14 protein-coding genes and 3 tRNA genes are annotated in these 22,255 nt (G+C 63.6%); 5 read left to right on the forward strand and 12 right to left on the reverse strand.

The genetic code is table 11. From position 1 onward, the window contains the following. From BM193_RS16495 to BM193_RS16530, 8 genes are all read right to left on the reverse strand, one after another. Positions 1-381, reverse strand: a 381-nt coding sequence (locus BM193_RS16495; protein ID WP_175533318.1) for a GTP-binding protein, incomplete at its 3' end; no start/stop codon positions are given. Positions 382-469: 88 nt separating this feature from the next. Continuing rightward, positions 470-544 (reverse strand) — tRNA-Thr (locus tag BM193_RS16500). 43 nt (positions 545-587) lie between these two features. Continuing rightward, positions 588-661 (reverse strand) — tRNA-Gly (locus tag BM193_RS16505). Between the two features lie 63 nt (positions 662-724). Continuing rightward, positions 725-809 (reverse strand) — tRNA-Tyr (locus BM193_RS16510). 232 nt (positions 810-1,041) lie between these two features. Then, positions 1,042-2,688 (reverse strand): tetratricopeptide repeat-containing response regulator, encoded by a 1,647-nt coding sequence (locus tag BM193_RS16515; RefSeq protein ID WP_092798591.1) that lies wholly within the window; start codon positions 2,686-2,688, stop codon positions 1,042-1,044. A gap of 134 nt (positions 2,689-2,822) precedes the next feature. Continuing rightward, positions 2,823-4,418 carry a DUF3369 domain-containing protein gene (locus BM193_RS16520; RefSeq protein ID WP_092798592.1) on the reverse strand — a complete coding sequence of 532 codons (1,596 nt, stop codon included), beginning with the start codon at positions 4,416-4,418 and terminating at the stop codon, positions 2,823-2,825. A 63-nt stretch (positions 4,419-4,481) separates the two neighbouring features. After that, positions 4,482-5,573 carry a J domain-containing protein gene (locus tag BM193_RS16525; protein WP_092798593.1) on the reverse strand — a complete coding sequence of 364 codons (1,092 nt, stop codon included), beginning with the start codon at positions 5,571-5,573 and terminating at the stop codon, positions 4,482-4,484. A gap of 139 nt (positions 5,574-5,712) precedes the next feature. Beyond that, positions 5,713-6,864 (reverse strand): class I SAM-dependent methyltransferase, encoded by a 1,152-nt coding sequence (locus BM193_RS16530; protein WP_092798594.1) that lies wholly within the window; start codon positions 6,862-6,864, stop codon positions 5,713-5,715. A gap of 81 nt (positions 6,865-6,945) precedes the next feature. On the opposite strand from BM193_RS16530, the gene BM193_RS16535 reads away from it, so the two are divergent. The 4 genes from BM193_RS16535 (at position 6,946) to pepF (ending at position 11,223) form a co-directional block, all read left to right on the forward strand. Next, entirely contained in the window at positions 6,946-7,731 is a 786-nt protein-coding gene (locus BM193_RS16535; protein WP_092798595.1) for an SDR family oxidoreductase, read from the forward strand. A gap of 53 nt (positions 7,732-7,784) precedes the next feature. Then, entirely contained in the window at positions 7,785-8,183 is a 399-nt protein-coding gene (locus BM193_RS16540) for a dihydroneopterin aldolase (protein WP_092798596.1), read from the forward strand. A 32-nt stretch (positions 8,184-8,215) separates the two neighbouring features. Then, positions 8,216-9,151 carry a tRNA 2-thiocytidine(32) synthetase TtcA gene (gene ttcA, locus BM193_RS16545; protein ID WP_092799159.1) on the forward strand — a complete coding sequence of 312 codons (936 nt, stop codon included), beginning with the start codon at positions 8,216-8,218 and terminating at the stop codon, positions 9,149-9,151. Between the two features lie 182 nt (positions 9,152-9,333). Next, on the forward strand, positions 9,334-11,223 hold the full coding sequence (pepF, locus tag BM193_RS16550) for an oligoendopeptidase F (protein ID WP_092798597.1): 1,890 nt from the start codon (positions 9,334-9,336) through the stop codon (positions 11,221-11,223). A 75-nt stretch (positions 11,224-11,298) separates the two neighbouring features. Here pepF and kefC read toward each other — a convergent pair whose 3' ends face one another. Continuing rightward, on the reverse strand, positions 11,299-13,125 hold the full coding sequence (gene kefC / locus BM193_RS16555) for a glutathione-regulated potassium-efflux system protein KefC (protein WP_092798598.1): 1,827 nt from the start codon (positions 13,123-13,125) through the stop codon (positions 11,299-11,301). A 178-nt stretch (positions 13,126-13,303) separates the two neighbouring features. On the opposite strand from kefC, the gene BM193_RS16560 reads away from it, so the two are divergent. Further along, on the forward strand, positions 13,304-15,865 hold the full coding sequence (locus BM193_RS16560) for a KAP family P-loop NTPase fold protein (RefSeq protein ID WP_092832441.1): 2,562 nt from the start codon (positions 13,304-13,306) through the stop codon (positions 15,863-15,865). On the opposite strand, the gene BM193_RS16565 is transcribed toward BM193_RS16560, so the two are convergent. From BM193_RS16565 to BM193_RS16575, 3 genes are all read right to left on the reverse strand, one after another. Continuing rightward, the gene (locus BM193_RS16565; RefSeq protein WP_092798600.1) at positions 15,866-17,641 is read right to left on the reverse strand and encodes a M14 family metallopeptidase; all 1,776 of its coding nucleotides are present in this window, start codon (positions 17,639-17,641) and stop codon (positions 15,866-15,868) included. Positions 17,642-17,768: 127 nt separating this feature from the next. Further along, the gene (locus BM193_RS16570) at positions 17,769-20,492 is read right to left on the reverse strand and encodes a TonB-dependent receptor plug domain-containing protein (protein WP_092798601.1); all 2,724 of its coding nucleotides are present in this window, start codon (positions 20,490-20,492) and stop codon (positions 17,769-17,771) included. Positions 20,493-20,654: 162 nt separating this feature from the next. After that, positions 20,655-22,157, reverse strand: a complete 1,503-nt coding sequence (locus BM193_RS16575; RefSeq protein ID WP_092798602.1) for a S41 family peptidase — start codon at positions 22,155-22,157, stop codon at positions 20,655-20,657. Positions 22,158-22,255: the final 98 nt, after the last annotated feature.

Raw genomic sequence — 22,255 nt, forward strand, 5'->3', positions numbered from 1 at the left:
GCCAACTTGGCGGGCCAGCAGGATGTGTTCGCGGGTCTGTGGCATTGGGCCGTCAGCTGCGGAGCACACCAGGATCGCGCCGTCCATCTGCGCGGCACCGGTAATCATGTTCTTGATGTAGTCGGCGTGGCCTGGGCAGTCAACGTGTGCGTAGTGACGGGTTTCCGTTTCGTACTCGACGTGGGCGGTGTTGATCGTGATACCGCGCGCTTTTTCTTCTGGAGCCGCATCGATCTGGTCGTATGCTTTAGCTTCGCCGCCGAATTTCTTCGACAGAACCGTTGCGATTGCAGCGGTCAGCGTGGTTTTACCGTGGTCGACGTGGCCGATGGTGCCGACGTTGACGTGCGGCTTGGTCCGTTCGAATTTACCTTTTGCCATTTTGAACTCCTAATGATTTGATTAGATTGCTCAGGCACACGCCCGACGGTCTGGTTTGAATTGCTTCTGTGCTGCCTGCTGCGAATTCTGGTGCCCTTGACGTGGATCGAACACGTGGCCTCTCCCTTACCAAGGGAGTGCTCTACCACTGAGCTACAAGGGCTGTAATTTGTTGCATGCGATGCATCAAGCATCTGAACGGAAACTGGAGCGGGTGAAGGGAATCGAACCCTCGTCGTAAGCTTGGAAGGCTTCTGCTCTACCATTGAGCTACACCCGCGAGGTATCGTTCACTTTATCTTCACTTGCTTTTTGCTACTACCCAGTTTTCCTTGCAAAAACTTGGTGGAGGGGGCTGGATTCGAACCAGCGTACTCATAGAGAACAGATTTACAGTCTGTCGCCTTTAACCACTCGGCCACCCCTCCGCGGGAACCGCAGAGTATGAAGCATCTACTCACAACTGTCAACCTTATTTACTGATGCCTGACTGCTGCATTTGCTTATAAAGAAGAAGTTGGCTGCTTCGGGGCGTGATTATAAGCTCCCGATTTGAGAATGTGCAAGGGTTGGCGCAAAAAAGTCGTCTTTTTTCGCATTTTTTTTATCCCCCCTACCTGGAAGCCGCATTTTTCCGTCATTTACCCCCATTTCCCTTCCTTACCGGGCGTCGGGCGGATGCATCCAGGAGTTGCCATGGGGCTTATATTTGCGCAACAACTGTTGATGCAGCCCCGACAGCACGGGCAATTTGGGGTTGCGCGGATCCAGGCGGCGCACGCCGGCAATGAACGTCAGCGCCTGCTGCCCCATGCGCTCATCCCAGCCTTCGTGCTCCAGGCATTTCAGCACGGCCACGGCCGCATTGAAGACCACTTGCGGATTCTCGGGCAGGCGCGTGACGGCTTCGCCCATCAGTTCGACGGCGCCGCGGAAGTCGCCCGCCCCCGCCCTGGCCGCGCCGGCCGCCACCATGTCGGCCACTTCCTGGCGGCTTTGCCGCGCCAGGGCCTTGGCCAGTTCCTCGCGCCCCGCCTTTTCAAAGACGGCCATGGCGCGCGTCATGGTGGCGCTGTCGGGCGCATTGCGCATGACTTCGCGCATCACCTCGGCCGCGCCATCTTCGCGCCCGTGCGCCAGGCAGTGGCGCGCCAGTTCCGTCTTGAGCATGTTCGAGCCGCCCACGCTGTGGCGGTTGGCGGCCAGGGCCGCATCGAGCGACTGTTGCAGGCGCTCCCCGTTGCCCGTCTGCGCATGCAGCATGGCGCTGCACAGGGCGCTGCACAGCTCCGCGTTCTTTTGCCCGCCCATCGACTTGTCGAGGTCGCGGATGACGGCGCCCGCCTGCAGCGGATCGCCCTTGCGCACCAGGGTCTGCACGAGGCGCACATGGTCTTCCGGATCGCGGAATTCGGAATACTTGGCCTTGCTGACCACCAATTTGAGGGCTTTTTCCGCCGTCTCGATGTCGTCGGCCGCCAGGGCCGCCTCGCCCAGGCGGCGCAGGCGGCGCACGGCATGCGGCGACAGCGCCACCGCTTCGCTCAGGGCCGCCTGCGCCAGTTCCGGCTTGCCTTGCGCCAAGTGCGTGCGCGCCAGCCAGTCATAGGCGTCGAGAAAGCGCTTATTGTTTTCCAACAAGCCTTCCAGCGTGCCCTGCGCGGCGTCGTACTCGCCCAGCAGGAACTGCGTCTTGGCCTGCCCCAGGCGCGCCCAGCCGATGGCCTTGCTGTCGTACAGGGCCGCATAGATCGGTTCCGCGTCCGCGGCTTCCCCCAGCAGCAGGTGCAGCTCGGCGCGCAGGCGCAGGAAATCGGTGGCATAGCGGGGATACAGGCTGGCGCCCTCGGCGCAGGCGGCGATCGCCGCGCGCTCGTTGCCCACGTCGATCAGCGCGTACACGGGCACGAAGGCGTTGCGCTTGTCGAGCGCGCGGGCTATGCGTTCGAGCATGTTGTCAGCGGTAAACGGCTTCAGGATGTAATCGGTGGGCAACAGCTCGACGGCGCTGACCACCTTGGCGAAGCTGCCTTCGCCCGTGACCATGAAGAACATGGTCGAGGCGTGCATCAACTTATGGTGGCGCAAGTCTTCCAGCATCTGCTGGCCATCCTGTCCCCCTTCCAGGTCGTATTCGCACAGGATCAGGTCATACGCTTTGCTGCCCAACATGCGGATCGCCTGGCCCGAGCTGGCCGCATCGTCGATCTTCGCCAGGCCGCACAGGTTGAGCATGTTGTGCAGGCTCGAGCGCATGCCCGGATGCGGCTCGATGATCAGTGCGCTGAGGCCCTTGAGTTCTTTCATGTCGTGATGTCCGAAAACTCAGCGGCGCGCCACACTGGTGCATGGCGCCAGCCAGCATGAGGCTGCCGAGTATATGCCGGCGCCGCGCGCAAGGGAATGGCGCGGCGCCGAAACTGCCCGGGAAAACCCGTAAATCAGGCGACGGCGCGCTCCGGATGCCACAGTTGCGGCTCATGGTCGATCAGGTCGAGCAGCGCCGCCACCACTTCCGGGTCGAACTGGCTGCCGCTGCGCTGCTCGATGTATTCGCGCACCTGCGGATACGGCCACGGCTCCTTGTACGGCCGTTCATGCAGCAGGGCGTCGAAGACGTCGACCACCGCCACGATGCGCGCGGCGACGGGAATGTCGCGCCCCTTCAGGCCATTCGGATAACCGGCGCCATCGAAATGCTCGTGGTGGCCGCCGGCGATCTGCGCGCCATACGTCAGGTAGCTGACGCCATCGACCATGTTGGCGGCCCGTTCAAGGATGGTGCGCCCGACGCTGGCATGCAGCTGCATCTGCGCCCGCTCCTCGTCCGTGTGCCGGCCCGGCTTGAGCAGCACGGCGTCCGGCGTGGCCACCTTGCCCACGTCGTGCAGGATGCTGGCCAGGCCGATCATGTCGAGCAGCTGCGGCGTGAGCTCGTCGGCATACACGCCGCGCTGCTGCATGCGGCGGGCGATGGCGTCGGACAACTGCTGCACGCGCCGCACATGGCCGCCCGTGTCGCTGTCGCGGAATTCGGCCAGGTCGGCCAGGGCCACGACGGTGGCTTCCTGCGCCTTGCGCAGCTGGCCGAACATGTACAGGTTGTCGAAGGCGGCGGCGATGCGCTGGCAAAACACTTCCAGCAGGTCGCGCTGGATCTGCGCCAGCGGCCACGGCGGCGTGACGGAGATGGCCAGTTCGCGGTTGCCTTCCGTGTGGATGAACAGCACGTTGGCCGGATGCTCGAACTGGCTGCGCTTTTCCGCGAAGGCCTTGTCGATGGTGGGCGTGAGGGCATGGTCGGCCGGCAAGGCTTCCGATTCGGCCAGCATGGCATAGGTGCCCGTGGCGGCCACCACCTCGGGCCGTCCGGCGCCGCCCTGCATCAGGCACAGCACGCCATCGGCGCCCACGTCGAGGATGGCGCTGACCTGGTTCAGCACGCCGGACGCGAATTCGCGCAGGGAATGGATCTGGTACAGGTTGGTGGCGCCGGCGAGGATCTTGCCCAGGCCGATGCGGCTGCGCTCGAGCATCATCAGGCTTTCATACGCGCGCAGGGCCGAGATGACGGTGGTAAACAGCTTCTGCGTCGTCAGCTCCGTCTTCGCCTTGTAATCGTTGATGTCGTATTCGATGATGACGCGCTGCTCGGGCGCCTGGCCCGGCTGGCCCGTGCGCAGCACCACGCGCACGATGGGGTTGTTCAGCTCGGCGCGGATGCGTTTGGCGAGGATCAGGCCCGCATCGTCCGTTTCCATCACCACGTCGAGCAGCACCAGCGCGATATCGGGCGTGTCGCGCAGGATCTCGAACGCTTCGCGCCCGCTGTAGGCGGAAAACAGCTCCAGTTCCCGGCCCTTGAAGCTGACATTGCGCAGCGCCAGCCGCGTCACCGCATGCACGTCGACGTCGTCATCGACGATCAGCACACGCCACAGGCGCTGATCGGGTGCCGCCAGTCCCGCGGGACTGGCCACCGGCTCATCCTCGTCGAGCAGCCAGTTATCATCTGCATCGGCTTTGAGGTCGGTCATGAATACTCCTAATGGATAAGGTCGATGTGGACGCTGCTTTGACGCCTATCAAGCATAATCAGATTAGATGCTGCTTACAACAGGATTCTGCGCGCCCCCTTCGGCACTGGCGGGACTGGGCACGGACGCCGGCACGGCGCTCTGCGCCTTGCCGCCACACGGGTCCTGGCCCGGCCCGACGCTCTGGTAGCGCACCTCATACCTGCCTGCACCGAGCTGTTCCACCGTCAGCTTGTCGTGCGCCAGGATGTACAGGTAGCGCACGTTCGAACGCCGCTCCTGGTCATACAGCTTGACGAACACGGGCGCCGCGTTGGCGCTGTTATCGATCGTCAAGGTCAGTTCATCGCCCCTGTTACCGATCGGAAAACCATCCACATAACCGGACTGCGCCGGCCAGGGTTCGCCATTCGGCGCCACCAGCGCCGCCGACTCGGCCGTGCTGGCGCCATCGCAGGCCGGGTGGATAGGCTTCAGGCTCAACTGGGTGACGGCCAGTACGCGGATCTCGGGCGCCTTGGCTTGTGCAGGCTCGGCCGCATACGGCTTGCCCACCGCCCAGCTGTCGATGGCCACCACCTCGTTCTTTGCCGGCGCTGTGGCGGCAGTATCAGGCGGTGCCGTCGGCGGGTGCGCCCTGGCGCCATCGCGGGCCAGGCCGCTCCAGGCCGATACCAGCGCGGCCGGGACGGGCTGGGAGGTGTCGAGCATCAGCAAGGCGCCCAGCCAGCCCAGCAGCAAACAGACCAGCAGACTCAGCCACCAGCGCCAGTTGCGCCAGATCGGTGCGTGGCCATGCCGCGCCTTGCCCTTGGACGGCGGCACGTCCTGCGCCCAGGCGTGCTCATGCTGCTGAGAATGACCTTTGGCGCGGCCGTCCTTGCCCTTGCCTTCTTCATGATGGGTACTTTCCAGCCATTCGATTTCCCATTCCTCGGCGGCGATCCACTCGTCGTGCTCCTTGCGGCGCTGCGGGTCGGACAGGGTGCCATAGGCGCTATTGAGAATGGCCATGATGCGCGCGGCCTTTTCGTCACCGGGATTTTTATCGGGATGGTATTTCTGGCTGAGGGCCTTGTACGCGGCACGTATGACTTCCTGCGGCGCCAGGCGCGCCACTTTCAGGTTGTCATAGTGTGTATGTATCTTTCCCATCGTTCTATCTTGAAATCGGTGCGCGGCGACGGGTTCTTGCAGGATGGAACCGTGCTGTATCGGTCATCATATACGATATGACAAGATAATAACCACCGGCGGACAGGAAATTGCAGGGCCGTTACGCCCTGCCTTGACATCAGAGTCGGTGGCTGCGGTCGCCTGACAACAGGGCTTCCGGCAATTCCACCCGGTGCCCCACGACCAGCACCTTGAACAGCTCGCCCATCTCGGCCGGCGACAGCAGCTTCTGCACGGCGCTGGCCTGCGGCAGGTAGGTCCTGACCTCTTGCGGGTCGGTGCGCAGCAGCAAGTCGCCGATGCCGGCGCCCAGCAGGAAGGTGGCCTGGTTCATATAGGCCAGCACGTCCAGGCCCGCATCCTGCGCCGCCACGGCCATGGCCGTGAAGTCGACGTGGGCCGTGATGTCCTGCAAGCCGGGCAGATAAAACGGTTCCGCGTGGGCATGGTGGCGGTAATGGCACATCAGGGTGCCCGTGGCGCGCAAGTCCAGGTAATACTCGTGCGCGGGGAAGCCGTAATCGAACAGCACGGCCGCCCCGCCCTTGCCGGCCGTCAGCATGCGCGCCAGCGAGCGCATGAAGCCGCTGGCCACGCCGTGGATCTCGGTGACGTAGCCGACAGGCAAGGCCTCCGCCTCGGGCACCTGGGCGGCGATCTGCGCGGCGACGTCAGCGCCGGCGGGCCGTTCGACAAAGACGAACTGGCCGTCGGCGATGCTGACGTCGAGCTCGCACCAGCCGGCGGGCGTCTTGCTGATCAGGTTGACGGGCATGGCGTCGAGCACTTCATTGCCGAACACGGCGCCTTCGAAGCTGTCGGGGAAACCGTCGAACCACACCACTTGCGGGAAGGCGGCCAGCGCCAGCTCCTGGCGCGCGCGCAATTCGCCGGACAATTCGACGATCGCATACTGCTCGATATGGATGCCGGCCTGCGCCGCTTCCGTCAGGATGTCAACGGCCAGCTTGCCCGTGCCGGCGCCGAATTCGAGGATGCGCGGGGCCGTTTGCGCCATAATAGCGGCTGCCACATGGGCCAGGGTGGCGCCGAACAGGGGCGAAATTTCCGGTGCGGTTGTAAAATCGCCATCTTTGCCCAGCTTGGCGGCGCCGCCGCTGTAATAGCCAAGGTCAGGCGCATACAGCGCCAGCTCCATGAAGCGGACAAAGGGAATGGCGCCGTCATTGCGCGCGATTTCGGCGGCAATCTGGTGCTGCAAGGCATGGGACGCGGCCAGCGCGTCGCTATCGGGTACGGGAAGAGACATACCGTATTGTAGCGAATCGGCGGCGCAAGCCGCCAGTACCGGCCCTGGCAGCCTCACCTCACATATCAATACAGTAAAGACATGACACCAGCATCGACACTGCCACACAGCCCCCCCCGCGTCGCCCTCGTCACGGGCGCCGCGCGCCGCATCGGCCGCGCCATCGCCCTGGGCCTGGCGCGCGACGGCTGGGATATTGCCGTGCATTACCGCGCATCGCACGACGAAGCGCTCAGCCTGGTGGCGGAAATCGCCGCCCTGGGCCGCCGCGCCCACGCCTTTCCGTGCGACCTGGCCCAGGAAGGGGCCGTGCGCCAGCTGCTGCCGCAGGTGCAGGCGACACTGGGCCCCGTCACGTGTGTCGTCAACAACGCATCGTTGTTTGAATACGACAACGCCGGCGATTTTTCCGTCGGCGCGCTGGACGCCCACATGCACGCCAACCTGGCCGCGCCCATCCTGCTGGCGCAGGCCCTGTACCAGGCGACGCCAAGCGGCGGACAAAGCGTCGTCATCAACTTGCTGGACCAAAAACTGTACAATCTCAATCCTGATTTTTTGTCGTACACCTTGTCCAAGGCGGCGCTGCTGTCGGCGACCACCATGCTGGCCCAGGCGCTGGCGCCAAAAGTGCGCGTGGTCGGCATCGCCCCCGGCATCACCATGGTCTCCGGCGAGCAAACGGAAGCGAACTTTTCCAAGGCGCACGAAAATACGCCGCTGGGCCGTTCCAGCACGCCAGAGGATGTGGCCGACAGCGTCTGTTATGTGGCCCGCGCGCGCGCCTTGACAGGCACGACCTTGCTCGTGGACGGCGGCCAGCATTTGATCGGCTTGCCCCGCGACGTCATGTTTTTGACCAAATAATCAGCAGCCACACCAGACAAACCAGCATTCCAGCATCCCCTAAAAGGTAAATTATGTCGTCCGCCCTGTTCCACCCCCGCCTGGCCGATTGCCGGCGCCTGTTCCTGCGCAATTACGAAGTCCTCATCAACATCGGTGTCTATGACTTCGAGAAAAAGGGCGAGCAGCGCGTCCTCATCAACGTCGACCTGTACATTCCCCTGGCCCTGTCGACGCCCAAGGATGACCAGCTGGAAGAAGTGGTCGACTACGACTTCATGCGCGAAACCATCGCCAAACGCATGGCGCAAGGCCACGTGCAGCTGCAGGAAAGCCTGGTCGACGACGTGCTGGCGGCCATGCTGTCGCACCCGCGCGTGCGCGCCGCGCGCGTTTCGAGCATGAAACCGGACGTGTATCCCGACTGCGAAGGCGTGGGCGTGGAAGTATTCAAGATCAAGGATGAAGTATGAGCAACATGAACAACGCCGCCGTGCACGAATCGATGACCGCCGCCGTGGAAATCCCGGCCAACGTGGAAGCGCAGAAACTGGCGCGCAAGAAGGCGGAAAAGATCGCCCTGGAAAACAACAAGCTGCACAAGCGCCTGTGCCGCCTGGTGGGCCAGGCCATCGGCGATTTCAACATGATCGAAGATGGCGACAAGGTAATGGTCTGCCTGTCGGGCGGCAAGGACAGCTACGCGCTGCTGGACATCCTGATGACCTTGCGCGAACGCGCACCGATTCATTTCGATATCGTCGCCGTCAACCTGGACCAGAAGCAGCCGAACTTCCCGCCGGAAATCCTGCCCGCCTACCTGACGGAACTGGGCGTGGCGTTCCACATCGAAAACCAGGATACCTACAGCATCGTCAAGCGTTTGATCCCGGAAGGCAAGACCACGTGTTCGCTGTGCTCGCGCCTGCGCCGCGGCATCCTGTACCGCGTGGCCGACGAGCTGGGCGCCAACAAGATCGCCCTCGGCCACCACCGTGATGATATTTTGGAAACTTTCTTCCTGAATATGTTCTTCGGTGGCAAACTGAAAGGCATGCCGGCCAAGCTGCAGTCGGACGACGGCAAGCACATCGTCATCCGCCCGATGGCCTACGTGAAGGAAGAAGACACGCAGCGCTATGCGGAAGTCAAGGGCTTCCCCATCATTCCATGCGACCTGTGCGGTTCGCAGGAAAACCTGCAGCGCAAGCAGATCAAGGGCTTGATGCGCGAATGGGACAAGAAATTCCCGGGCCGCGTGGAAAGCATCTTCTCGGCCCTGTCGAACGTGGCCCCGTCGCACCTGATGGACCCGAAACTGTTCGGTTTCAAGGACTTGAAGGCCGATGGCGTGGCCAATCCGATGGGCGACATCGCCTTCGACGAAGAGCCGTGCTCGACGCCAACGACGTTTGGCACCATCGCGCTGCAGCCGCTGTAACCTCCCCGGCCTTCGCGCTCCTGTTGTTTCGCCGCCACCATCCCGGTGGCGGCGCCCTTCTCCTTTCCCCCTGCGCCCATTTGAGGTACCGTAGTCAGCTCTGCCGGTACGCGATGTGTCACGCGCGCATTCCTGACCGGCGGTCAGCACGCATTCTTCCGACAACCTCACTGGAATGAACCATGACGCCATCCGCGCTCAAGCGCCCCCTGCTGTTCTCCCTGCTTGCCCTCAGCCTTGCCACCGCCTTTGCCGCTCCTGCGCCTGCCCCCGCGCAGACCGACCGCCAGGCCGACCGCTGGGATTTGACGGCCCTGTATCCAAACGATGCCGCTTTCGATGCCGACGCCAAAAAGCTGTCGGCCCAGCTGCAGCAGCTGGCCGCCTGCAAGGGGCAGTTGAAAGCCTCGCCGGCGCGCCTGAAAAGCTGCCTGGACCTGTACGCGGATGCGCGCAAGCGCGTCAACATGCTCTATACGTATGCGGCGCAGTATTACGATCAGGACACGGGCGACAGCAAGGGCAACCAGCTGAACCAGCGTGCCGCCCTGCTGGGCAATGAGTTCAACCAGGCCACCACGTTCCTGCAGCCGGAAATCCTCGCCCTGGGCGCCAGGCGCATCGATGCCATGCTGGCGCAGGACAAGGGCTTGCAGCTGTACCGCTTCCAGCTGAGCAACATGCTGCGCAGCGCGCCGCATACGCTCGACGCGGCCGGCGAACAACTGGTGGCGCAATTCGGCCTGGCGACCAGTTCGGCCGCCAGCGTCTACCGCACCCTGGCCAACGCGGAAATCCCCTGGCCCACCGTCAAACTGTCGGACGGCAAGGAAGTACGCCTCGACCAGGCCGCCTACACGAAATACCGCGGCGACGACAACCGCGCCGACCGCAAGCAGGTGTTCGACGCCTTCTTCGGCAAGTGGAAGGAGTACGAGCGCACCTTCGGCGAAACCCTGTACGGCCAGCTGAAGACGGACGCCGCGTATGCGAAGGTGCGCCATTACCCCGATTCGCAGAGCGCCGCGCTGGACGCCGACAATTTGCCGCCGGCCGTCTACCAGACCCTGATCGCCCAGACCAACGCCAACCTGCCCACCCTGCACCGCTACTTCAAGCTGCGCGCGCGCATGCTGGGCATCAAGGACCTGGCGTATTACGACGTGTATGCGCCGCTGCTGAAAAGCGACCGCACCTTCCCGCTGGCCGACGGCAAGCAGATGATGCTCGACTCCGTCGCGCCGCTGGGCGACGAGTATGTGCGCGCGCTGACGTCCGCCGTGAACGCGCGCTGGATGGATGTCTATCCGCGCCCGCGCAAGGTGGCGGGCGCCTACATGAATGGCGACGCGTATGACGTGCACCCGTTCGTGCTGCTGAACTACACGGACAACTACGAGGCCGTCAGCACCTTGACGCATGAATGGGGCCACGCCATGCACTCGGTGCTGGCCAACAAGGCGCAGCCGTCGATCTATGCGCCGTACAGCATCTTCGTGGCGGAAATCGCCTCGACCACCAACGAGGCGCTGCTGCTCGACGCGCGCCTGAAGCAGGCCAAGGATGACGACGAGCGCCTGCTGTACCTGGGCGCGGCGCTGGAAAACCTGCGCGGCACCTTCTTCCGCCAGTCCATGTTCGCCGAATTCGAGGCTGCCATCCACGGCAAGGTGGACAAGGGCGAGTCGCTGACGGGCGAGGAGATCACGGCCATCTACGCCGGCATCCTCAAGCGCTACCACGGCGAGGCGCAGGGCGTCATGACCATCGACCCGGCCTACGCGCTGGAATGGGCCTACGTGCCGCACTTCTACCACGGCTTCTATGTGTTCCAGTACGCCACCTCGATCGCGGCGGCGCAGGATTTCTCGCAGCGCATCCTCGACAAGGAACCGGGCGCGCTGGCCGCCTACCTGAAGATGCTCGGTGCAGGCGGTTCCGCGTATCCGTATGAACTGGTGAAGGCGGCCGGCGTCGACCTGGCCACGCCGAAACCGTACCAGGCGCTGGTGGCGCGCATGAACAGCATCATGGACCAGATCGAGGCGATCGAAGCGAAGCGGGGGAAGTAAGCCGCTTGCAAGCCGACGCAACCCCAAGCGAAGGCTGGGGTCAGACCCCCACACACGTTAGCGCAAGCCTCTGCGTTAGCGGTGTTGAGGGTCTGACCCCGGAGTGGCCGTTTCCGCCGCCGCGAACGCCGCCGCATCGCTCTCGAACATGTCTTCCAGTTCCTCGCGCGCCTGGCGCGTGAGGGACATGACTTTTTGCTGGTCCTGGAAGTGCGGCGCCACTTCCAGCAAGGTCTTGAGGTTATGCCGGCCAAAGATGCCGGCCGCGCGCTGCGCCCGCTCCTCGCTGAAGCCCACCTGGCGCAAGGTCTGCTCGCCCAGCAGCAAGGCCGCGGCGAAGGTCTCGCGCTCGATCAGGGTCACGCCCCGCTTCATCAATTCATAGTAATGCGTGACGTTGCGCGCGCGTGCCAGGATCGTCAGCTGGGGCAGGCGCAGGCGCACGGCGTCGACCAGCGCCAGGCTGTCGTCGACGTTGTCGATGGCGATCACCAGCGCCCTGGCCTTCTCGATGCCGGCCGCCACCAGCAGATCGACGCGCGTGGCGTCGCCATAAAACACCTTGAAACCGAACTTGCGCAGCAGCTCGATCTGGTCCGGGTCGTGATCGAGCACCGTCACGCCGATCTTGTTCGCCGCCAGCAGGCGGCCGATGATCTGGCCAAAGCGGCCGAAGCCGGCGATGACGATGGGATTGTCCTGCGCCTCGATATGGTCGTCCGGGCGGCGCTTCTTGTCGCTCTGCAGGCGCGGCGCGACGAATTTGTCGTGCGCCAGCAGCAGCAAGGGCGTGGCCACCATCGACACCGTCACCACCACCACCAGCAAGGCGCCCGTCTCGGGAGAAAACACATGGGCGGCCACGGCGGCGGCAAACACGACGAAGGCGAATTCGCCGCCCTGCGACAGCAGCAGCGCGAAGAACAGCTGCTGGCCGCGGGGAATGTCGAAGAATTTCGACAGCAGGTACAGCAAGGCGATCTTCACCGCCAGCAGCCCCGCCACCAGGGCCAGGATCAGCAGCGGCTGGGCGCGCAGCACGCCGAAATCGACGGACATGCCCACGGCCATGAAGAACAGGCCCAACAGCAAGCCCTTGAACGGTTCCAGATCGGAAATGAGCTCATGGCGGTATTCGGAATCGGCCAGCAGCACGCCGGCGACGAAAGTGCCCAGCGCCATCGACAGACCCACCGATTCCATCAGCACGCAGATGGCGATCACCAGCAGCAGGGCAAACGCCGTGAAAATTTCACGCAGGTCCGTCCTGGCGATGAAGCGCAGGATGGGATTCACCAGGAAACGCCCGCCGATCACCAGCGCCGCCAGCACGGCGGCCAGCTTGGCCACGCGCAGCCAGCCCGGCTCGCCGCCATGCGTGACGAGACCGCCCAGCAGCGGCACCAGCGCGATCATGGGAATGGCGGCGATATCCTGGAACAGCAAAATGGAAAAGCCGGCGGAACCGGCGGGCGTGCTCATCAGCTTGCGTTCGCCCAGGGTGGCCAGCACGATGGCCGTCGACGACAGGGACAGGCCCAGCCCGCCCACCAGCGCCGTGCGCCAGTCCACGCCGAAGGCCATGGCCACGGCGCACAGCCCCGCGCTGACGACGGCCACCTGCGCCCCGCCCCAGCCGAAAATGGGCCGGCGCAGCAGCCACAGGCGCTTCGGTTCCAGCTCCAGGCCGATCAGGAACAGCAGCAGCACCACGCCGAACTCCGAGAAGCTGAGGATCACCTCGACATTCTTGATCAGGCCCATGCCCCACGGCCCGATGACGACGCCGGCCACCAGGTAGCCCAGCACGGCGCCCATGCCCAGGCGCTTGGCCAGCGGCACCAGGATGATGGCGGCCACCAGGTAAAACAGTATGTTGATGAGAAAGCTGTGGTGTTCCATGGGGATTCCGGGCAGAGATGTGGATGAAACAACATCATGCCTGAAGTGGCGCGCCCCCGCCAAAATCGAGTCCCCATCCGGCGCTGGCCAGCGCCGCGTCCTGCCAACGCAAGACGTGCCATTCCAGCCTGTCTTGCGTTAGCGCAAATGGCCGCGGCTCAAACCGGCAAGAATCGTCATGGCGCCTGACGACTGGGGCCACGTGGCGCAACCATCCCGGATGCGCCAGTACCGGAGTTCACCTCTCATGCAACAACGCCCACCCAACGATGGCACGCCAGCGCAGCCCATCCCCCATCCTTCCTCCCCTGCCGCTGCCAAGGCCACGCCGCAAGGGCATCGCCAAGCGGCCAGCGCGGCGGCATCGGAGGGCGAGGATGCCCTGCCCGCGCCGGGGGAAGAGCTGCTCGCGCTGCTCGGCATGGCCCATGCGCTGGGCATGAAAAAGGCGTTGGCCGATCGCTCCATCAGCATCAGTACCAGCATGCTGTTCTTTGCGCTGGCCAGCAGCGATACCGTACCGCCCCTGCCGCAGCAGCCGAGTTCCCCTGCGGGCGTCTGCTTTGCGAGCGTTTTGAAAGAGCTGGCGCAGGAGCGTTACCAGCAGGTGTGGGACGCCTACTTTCATTTTCCGCAGTCCGATTTCAGCTGGACAGGCGATTTCAGCGATGCCGGCAAGCTTCCGCTTTCCACCAATGCGCGCATCTGGCTGCAAGCTGCGGCACGCTACGCGCGGCAATCCCAACGCCAGCAAGTGGAGCTTGCCGACTTCATCGGGGCATTCTGGGGACTCGCACAGGGACGATGCCTGGAAAAACTGCAGCAGATGGGCGTCGATATCGCCATGCTGCGCAGCCAGTACGAACATGACCTGCTGTCAGGGCACATACCGGAAGCGCCGGCCAGGAAAGGGGCGGCGTCGCCGCCTTCGCCGACAACGCAGTCCAACCATATTCGCCAGTATCTGCAGCATGACCGTGCCTCACACCTCGATCAGATGGGTTTCCATCGCTATGCGATCGCCGTTGCGGCCTTTCTCACCAGCGGCGATACGCACGGCCCCATCAGCATCAGCATCCAGGCGCCATGGGGCGCGGGTAAATCCTCGCTCATGCGCCAGATCCAATTTGAGCTCGAGCCCGCCGCGAACCCGCCTGTCAAGCAGGACAGCATCACCACGCGCAGAGTCTTGCAATTTCTTAACCGCCAGAGGTCATCCGCGCCACCAGCGAACATCAATACCGGCAAGCGCTGGACCATCTGGTTCAATGCCTGGAAGTATGAAAGTTCGGAACAGGTCTGGGCCGGCCTCGTCGACGCCATCGTCAGCCAGGTCAGCGACCGCTTGCCCGCCGCCGAGCGCGAGCTTTTCCTGCTGCGCCTGAACCTTTCCCGCATCGACGACGGCTTGGTGCGCAAGAAAATATATGACCGCGTCGCCACCCTCTGGTGGGTCAGCATCCGTCGCTGGGCGCTCACCGCCGGGGCATTGATACTCAGCTTCGGCACTGTCTCGGCGCTCATTTCCCATGTCATTCCCGAGCGCCAGGATTGGAGCGCCGCCAGCCTGTCCGGCGCCGCTGGCACGCAGGTGGCCATCGCGATGTATGCCGTATGGGCCTTCTTTCAATCCAGGAAAAAAATAGAGGATGAGCCGGCGACATTCAGCCTCGCCGAGTATATGCGCGTGCCCGACTATGCGAAATCGGTGGGCATCATGCATCACATCCATCAGGACTTGCAGCGGGTGGTCGAAACTTTGCCGAATCGCAAGATGCAAGATGGCAGCGGCACGCTCGTCAATGAACCGCTGGTCATCTTTATCGATGACCTCGATCGTTGCTCACCGAATAAAATTGCCAGCGTGATCGAAGGACTCAACACCTTCCTTGCCGGTGACCGGTCCGAATTTCTCTTTGTCATCGGCATGGATCCCCAAGTGGTGGCCGCCGCGCTCGAGCATGCGCACAGGGACGTCAAGAGCCATTTGCCCGCCTATGAGCAGACAGTGCCACTGGGTTGGCGCTACATGGATAAATTTATCCAGCTGGCGTTTACCATTCCTCCTGGCCGCGACTTGAAAAACGATACCTTCATCGACTACCTTATCGGTGCCGATACGTCAGCGGCGCCCGCCGCGCCAGATAGCCAACCTGGCGCGACGGCCGGGCCACGGCACGAAGCGCCTGCCGACGATCCGAGCGCGAACGAAACTGCAGCGTACCAGCGGCAGCGCGAAGCAAGCAGGCAGTTCCACAGCGATGGCAAGGATGTGCAACAGATCATGCGCTCGATTAGCCGGGAATATGCCTCCAGCCCTCGCGAGATCAAACGTACGCTGAATTTTGTCCGCTTTCTTTTGCTGCTGCGTATCTCGCGCACGGCACACCAGCGGCCCACGCCAGCATTGGCACAATATCAGCGCTGGGCCGTGCTGTGCATGCGCTGGCCGGATCTGGCGCTCTGGCTGCAATGGGGCAACGCCAATCCGCCGCATGCGGAGACGTCCGCCGCCTTCGACAATATGACGGCGCAGCGCTTGTCCTTGCTCGAGCAATGCACCGTAACTGCCAATGGGGCCTGGGAGGAGTGGGGCAAGCGCGCTGCCGACACCCTGGGTTTGCCCATCGGGAAAGTCAGCTGGCTGGCCAACCCCGATATCTATCAGTTTTTTGTCCAGGAAAATCGGCAGCCTCCCGCGGAGCGCATTTCCGCGGGGGCTGCCATTGGCTACTACTAATTAATCGCCCACTGGCGCCACCTCCGTGCGCAGCACCGGATACAGATTCAGGCGCTCATCCCAGGAAGCGTGGCGGCGGGCGAAGAATTCCAGGCGCGCCTGCGGGCTTTTGGCGAAGGCGGGATCACTGGCCAGCTTCTGGTGGAACTGCGCCGCCAGCGCCGGGTCGGCCGCCAGCTGGGCGCGCGCCACGTCTTCGGCTACGTAGTCTTCCATGTATTCCTTGCGTTCGAAGGCCGTGTTGAAGCTGCCCCAGGCCAGCAGCGAATCGGGCGCGCGCGGCTCCAGCAGGGCCACCACCAGGCGCGCCTTGGCCTGGTTGACGGGCACGTACAGGGCGCCGGCGCCGATCACGCGCGCCTCGTCCTGCCATTCACCCTGCACGGCCGCCGTCTGGCGCCCCTCGAACGACTGCGCGCCGAACGTCACTTGCGTGGCGCGGAACGCCTGCACCGGCTGCTGGCCCCAGGCTGTGGCCAGCACCTGGTAAGTGACGCCATGCTGACGCAGCTTGGCCGCCACCATCGGCGCCTGCGCGGCCGGCACCAGGTAGCCGGCCTTCGGCGCGGCCTGCTGCAGGTCGGGCACGATCTCGTCGCGCAGCGGCACGGTCCACAGCTGCGGCGTGTTTTCATCGTAGCGCGTCATCAGCGCGCCGGAGATTTCGGATGGCGTGCGCGTATAGGCATAGCCGCGAAACGCGATCAGATGGCTCTTCTGCGTCGTCTTGTAGGTGAGCGGCAAGGTACTGCCGGCCAGCCGCGCCGCGCGGCTGTCCGCCTCGAGCGCCGTTTGCCGCCACTGCGCGCCGTGCCGGGCCACTTGCGACAGCAAGGAGACGATGGTGTTGCGCGTGATGCGCACGCGGGTCGGATAATCCTTCCACGAGTGGGTTTCCACCAGCACGCCGAAGCGGTTGCGCAGCAGGAAATAGCCGTGCGAAAAGCGCGGGTTCGGCGCCGAGTCGACAAAGCCCGATTGCGGATTGTCTTCTTCCGCGAACGAGATATAGAACGGCTTCGGGTCCGAGCCCTGTTTTGCCAGGTCGGCCAGGACGTTGTCGCGCAACGCCGTGCCGGCCACGCGCAAGGCAGCATCGCCCGCATGCACGGGTTCGACCTGGATCGAGATGTCCGGTTCGAACTGCGCGCCATCGGTGACGTGCAGGTCGACATACGCCAGCGGGTCCCAGGCATTGACCAGCGCCAGCATATGCTGCATCTCCGGGGAATCCGCCTTCACGTAGTCGCGGTTCAAGTTGAAATTTTGCGCCGTGCTGCGCCAGCCCATTTCCACGGGACCGCGCTGGTTCGGCCGGTTCCACTGGCCGAAGCGCTCGTGGCCATCGACATTAAACACGGGCACGAACAGCAGCACCTGTTTGTCCAGCGCGCCCGGCGCCGCCTTGCCTTCCAGGACTTCGCGCAGGGCCTGGAAACCGGCATCCTTGCCATCGATCTCGCCCGCATGGATGCCGCCCTGCACCAGCAGCACGGGCAGCTTGCGGCGCGCCGCCTGGGCCGCCGTCAGGGCGCCCGTGTTCGTCACGGCCAGCGCCAGCATCGGACGGTTTTCCGGCGTGCGGCCAAATTCCACGCAGCGCACCTGCTTCGGATAACGGGCCTGGAACTGCCGGCACAGGGCTTCCACTTCCGCATAGCGGCCCGTCGTCAGGAAACCGGAGCGCTCGGCCACCGTGGTCAATGGCGAGGCGGCGTAGGCAGGCAGGGCAAAGGTGGACAGCAAGGCGGTGGACAGCAGGGCGTGGCGTAGCATCGGAAGGGCTCCGGCGAGAGTGGACAAGCGGGCAATTATAGGGGCGGTGACGCGCGTAAAACCGCGGCGAAAAATAAAAAAGCCGGCACAGCGTGCGCTGTCCCGGCTTTGCTCTGGCGAGCGTGAGTTAGGAACCGAAATGATAATTAAATTCGACCCAGCCCTGGCGGCCTTGCGGGCTGTAGTTACCCACCGGGTAGTACGGCCAGCCGCCGCTGTTGTCGCGCTTGACCGTATCGAGGACGTTGTTGATGATCAGCGACAGGGTGGCGCGGTCGCTGATGCGGTACACGGTGCTGATGTTGGCCAGGGCCGTCGGCGTCAGGTAGGCCGTGCCGGCACTGTTCGGGATCTTGCCGTAGCGCGTCACCAGCAAGGTGTTCGACCAGTCGCCCGCGCTCCAGTTGACGCTCAGGTTCAGCTTGTCCGGCCAATCCGTGCTGCTCATGTCCTTGAGCTCGTCGATCTCTTCGTCGCCCACGAACTGCTGCGACTTCTTGCTCAGCACCTTGGCATAGTTGGCCTTGAAGGCGAAGCGGCCATAGTCCGTCGTGCGCAGCAAATACTTCAGGCTGATATCGACGCCGCTGGTGCTCTGCTTGGCCGCATTGATCGGATTGACGGTGATGGTCTTGATCTCGCCGGCGCGGTTCAAGGCATTCGCGGCAAAGCGCTCCACGCGGTTCAGGGTATCGACGCAGGTCGGCGACGTGATGTCGGTCTTGCCCAGGCGGCAATCGGCTTCGTCGCGCAGGATCTTGTCGGCGCTCAGGTTGGTCACCAGGTCGTCGATCTTGATGTTCCAGTAGTCGACGGAGACGTCGAAATTGGAGCTCGGCGACCAGACGGCGCCCACGCCAAACGACTTGCCCTTTTCCGACTGCAGGTCCTTGCTGCCGTTCTGCACATAGTCGGCGCCCGGCGATTTATTCGCGTAGTCGCAGTCCTCGATGGCCTGTCCGGCGGCGCCGCAACGGTAGTAGTCGGTGGTGCTCGAATAGTAGCCCGTGCCGCGCGCCTTGTAGATGTAGTTCATGTCCGGTGCGCGGAAGCTGGTGGCGTAGTTGGCGCGGAACAGCACTTCCTTCGTCGGACGCAGCTCCAGCCCGCCGTTATAGGTGAACTTGCCATCGCTGCGGCCGGCAAAGTTGTAGCGGTCGTAGCGTCCGGCCAGGGTGCCCGTCAGCTTCTCGTGCAGCGGCAGGTTGACTTCGGCGCCCAGCGCGTAGCGCGTGCGCGTGCCGGCCGTGATGTCGGACTTGGTGGCGACGTTGAAATAGCCTTCATTGAGGCGCGCATCGGGCACGTTGCTGAAGCCCTGCTTGCCCGCTTCGGCGATGGTGGCGATCTTCGCCACGCCGGCCGGCAGCTGGAACAGGTCGCCGTTGGTGGCCAGGCTCAGGGTATTCGTCCAGGCCTTGTCGTCGCTGTCGGAATTGCCCGTGATGCTGTCGAACTCGGCGGCCGTCAGGCGGCGCGACAGGCGCGCAGGGTCCGGCGCGTAAATGGCCACGCCATTCGCGTCCGTGCCCAGTTTCGGTCCCAGGAAGAAGCTGTCGATATTGGCCAGCGCGCGCGGCGTGTGGCTTTCGCTCTTGTACAGCGAGGCGTTGTAGTTGGCTTCATACTGCCACGATGCCGTGCCGGGAATGCGGCCCTTGGCGCCCAGCGAGATGGCGGTGGCCAGGTCGTCCCACTTGCGGTTGTAGCGCGACACGCCGCCCATTTCCTCGGGCGAGATGTAGCGCGTCCATGCCTCGTAATTGCCCGTGGTCTGGTTCTTGAAATAGCTGTTGCCCGTCGATGAAGACGTCCACGAAGGGCCGCGCGTATTGTTTTCCGTGGCGTTCTTGCCGATCAGGAAATCGGCGAACAAGGTCGTTTCCGGCGACAGCTCGTAGTTGGCGCTGCCGAACACGTTCTGGCTCTGGTTCTTGGTCTGCGTCGTCCAGTAGGTCGGGCCTACTTTCGGGCTGGCGCAATAGCTGCCGTTCTTGGCCTGGTACTTGATGACGCTGCCGCCGAACAGGTCGCCGAACTGGCTGCAGGTGTCGCCCAGGTCCTGGTAGGTGCCGGACGTGCCGGCCTGCACCACGCGGCGCGAAGCGATATTCGTCGGCGTGCCCGAGCGCGTGGACATGAAGTCGCGCTCCAGGCTCGACAGCGGATCGCGCTGGCTCAGCTCCACGCTGAACAGGGTATGCAGCTTGTCGAAATTGCCGCCGCCCGTCAGCTGCACGCGCTGGTTGCCGCCGCCGCCGCGCGTGGTGGTGCCCGCCTTGACATTGATGTCAAAGCCTTCCGTCTGTTTTTTCAGGATCACGTTGATCACGCCGGCGATCGCATCCGAGCCATAGATGGCCGAGGCGCCGCCGTTGAGGATCTCGATGCGGTCGACGATACTCGACGGGATATTCGCCAGGTTGGTGAAGTTCACCGTGCCTTCGTAGGCGACGGGGAAATCGGCCAGGCGGCGGCCGTTCAGCAGGATCAAGGTGTGGTTCGGGCCCAGGCCGCGCAGGCTGATGGTGTTGGCCGATGGCGTGAAGGTGTTGCCGAAGTCTTCGCCTTGCGTAAAGCCGCTGTTCTGCACCTGGTTGCTCAAGGCGTCATAGACGTTCTTATAGCCTTGCTTGGTGATCTCGTCGCCGGTGAGGATGGTGACGGGCGACGGGCCTTCCAGGCTGGCGCGGGGAATGCGCGAACCGGTCACGACGACCGCGTGCGCGCTCGCTTCCGGCTGGGTGTCGGCGGCTGGCGCGGCATTCTGTGCCTGCGCCTGGCTGGCGGTGCCGCCCAGGATGGCCAGTACGGCAACGCTGAGCGGGGTTAACTTGAATTGTCTAGGCATCTTTGCGCTTCTCAAGGTGGGAGAAAGACTGAAAGATATCAAGATGTCAGTATTTACAGAACGAATACTTTCATCTTTCTATATACCATTATTGTTATATGGAAATATTTCATGGAAGAAAACCGCGCCAGTGTCGACGCGGCCAGAAGAACAAAGCCCCGGTTACTGTTTCCTTATGGAAATTTCCTTGTATTGCGGACGCAGCACGCGCATGGCCGTATCCTCAAGGCTTTCCACCCGGCTCAGCAGCCTCGATGCCCCCGTCGCCGGCGCGCAGCTGCCCGTGCTGCGGTAGCGCAGCGCCGCCGCCAGCATGCCCTCGGCCGTATCGCCCAGCTGATGCTCATAATCGTCCGTCACGCCGCACGTCGGCGCCATGCCGTCGGCGTAATCGCCAAAGCCCTTGGCGTTGACGCCCTGGAATTGCACGGCGAAATACGTGTTGCCGCAATTCGGCTTGGGATAGAAGCCATACGGCTTGCCGCACGTCGTGCCGCCGATCAGGTTGACTTCGATATCCACGCCGCGCAAGCCGTTGATGATCGATTCGCTGGCCGAACAGGTATTGCCCGTGGTGAGCAAGGTGACGCGCTTCAGGCCCAGGGATGGCAGCGCCGTGCCCTTGGCGATGGGGTTCGGCCCGGCGAAACCCTGGCTCTGCGCATGGAACGGCAATGGCGCTTCGCGCCTGGTCTTGTCATTCGCCAGCACCTGTTCGAAGACCTTGCCCGCCGTTGCCTGCGGGCCGGCGATCATGTAGGCCAGCTCGCTGGCGACATCCAGGTAGCCGCCGCCGTTGTAGCGCACGTCGAGCACCAGGTCGCTGATGCCGGCCGCCTGGAAGCGGCGCATGGTTTCGATCAGCTGGCGTTCGGCCACGTTGTTGTGCGTGTTGAAGGTCAGGTAGCCGACCTTGCCCGTGGGCGTATTGATGATGCGCTCGTTCTGCACGGCGCTCGTGCTGACCTCGACCGCCTGCAGGCTGGCGTTGAGCAGCGTGCCGCCGCGGCTGAAGCCCAGCGCGTGCGTGCCTTGCGCTTCCGGGAACAGGCCCGCGTTGAGGATCGCCACGCTGGCATCGTCACGGGCATTGACGAAATCGACGCCGTCGACCGTTTGCAGCACGTCGCCGCGCTGCAGGCCCGCCAGCGCCGCCGGCGAACCCGGCTCGACGATCGTGATCACGGCCCTGCGCGGCGGGACGTTCTGCGCCATGGCCAGCAGCATGCCGTAACCGAGTTCGATGCCGTTCTGCGACGCGTCCCATTGCGCGGTCGTATACGTGAAATGGAACTGGTCCTTGGGCTTGCCGGACGCCGTCGTGGCCGTTGTCTTCAGCACGTCGAAATACGCGGTGGGCGTGGCGAAGCTTTGCGCCTCGTACGTCGTCGGCACTTCGCGGTACCACAGATAGGTTTCGTCGATCCAGCTGCGCACCCACGTCAGTTCATCGAGCAGGCTGCCCTGCCGGTCCACGCCGCTGCCGGTACGCGGCTTTTCGCAGCGGTTCGCCACCGTGGACGACGCCACCAATACCGTCGGTCCCGTCGACGTCACGGGCGGGACAACGGCGGCGCTGTCGCCGCCACCGCCACCACCGCCGCAGGCGCTCAGTAGCAGGACCAGGGGCGCAACGGCCAGGAATGAGAGACGCAGGGCATGCATGAAAAACTTTCCAAAAAGAAATTATCGAAAAATTATAATGCGTTTTGCAAATGAGCGTTGTTTTATTTGATACAAAAATGGCGCCCGCAGGCGCCATT

This window comes from Janthinobacterium sp. 344 (genome assembly GCF_900112025.1).
In the GTDB taxonomy this organism is placed as follows: domain Bacteria; phylum Pseudomonadota; class Gammaproteobacteria; order Burkholderiales; family Burkholderiaceae_D; genus Janthinobacterium.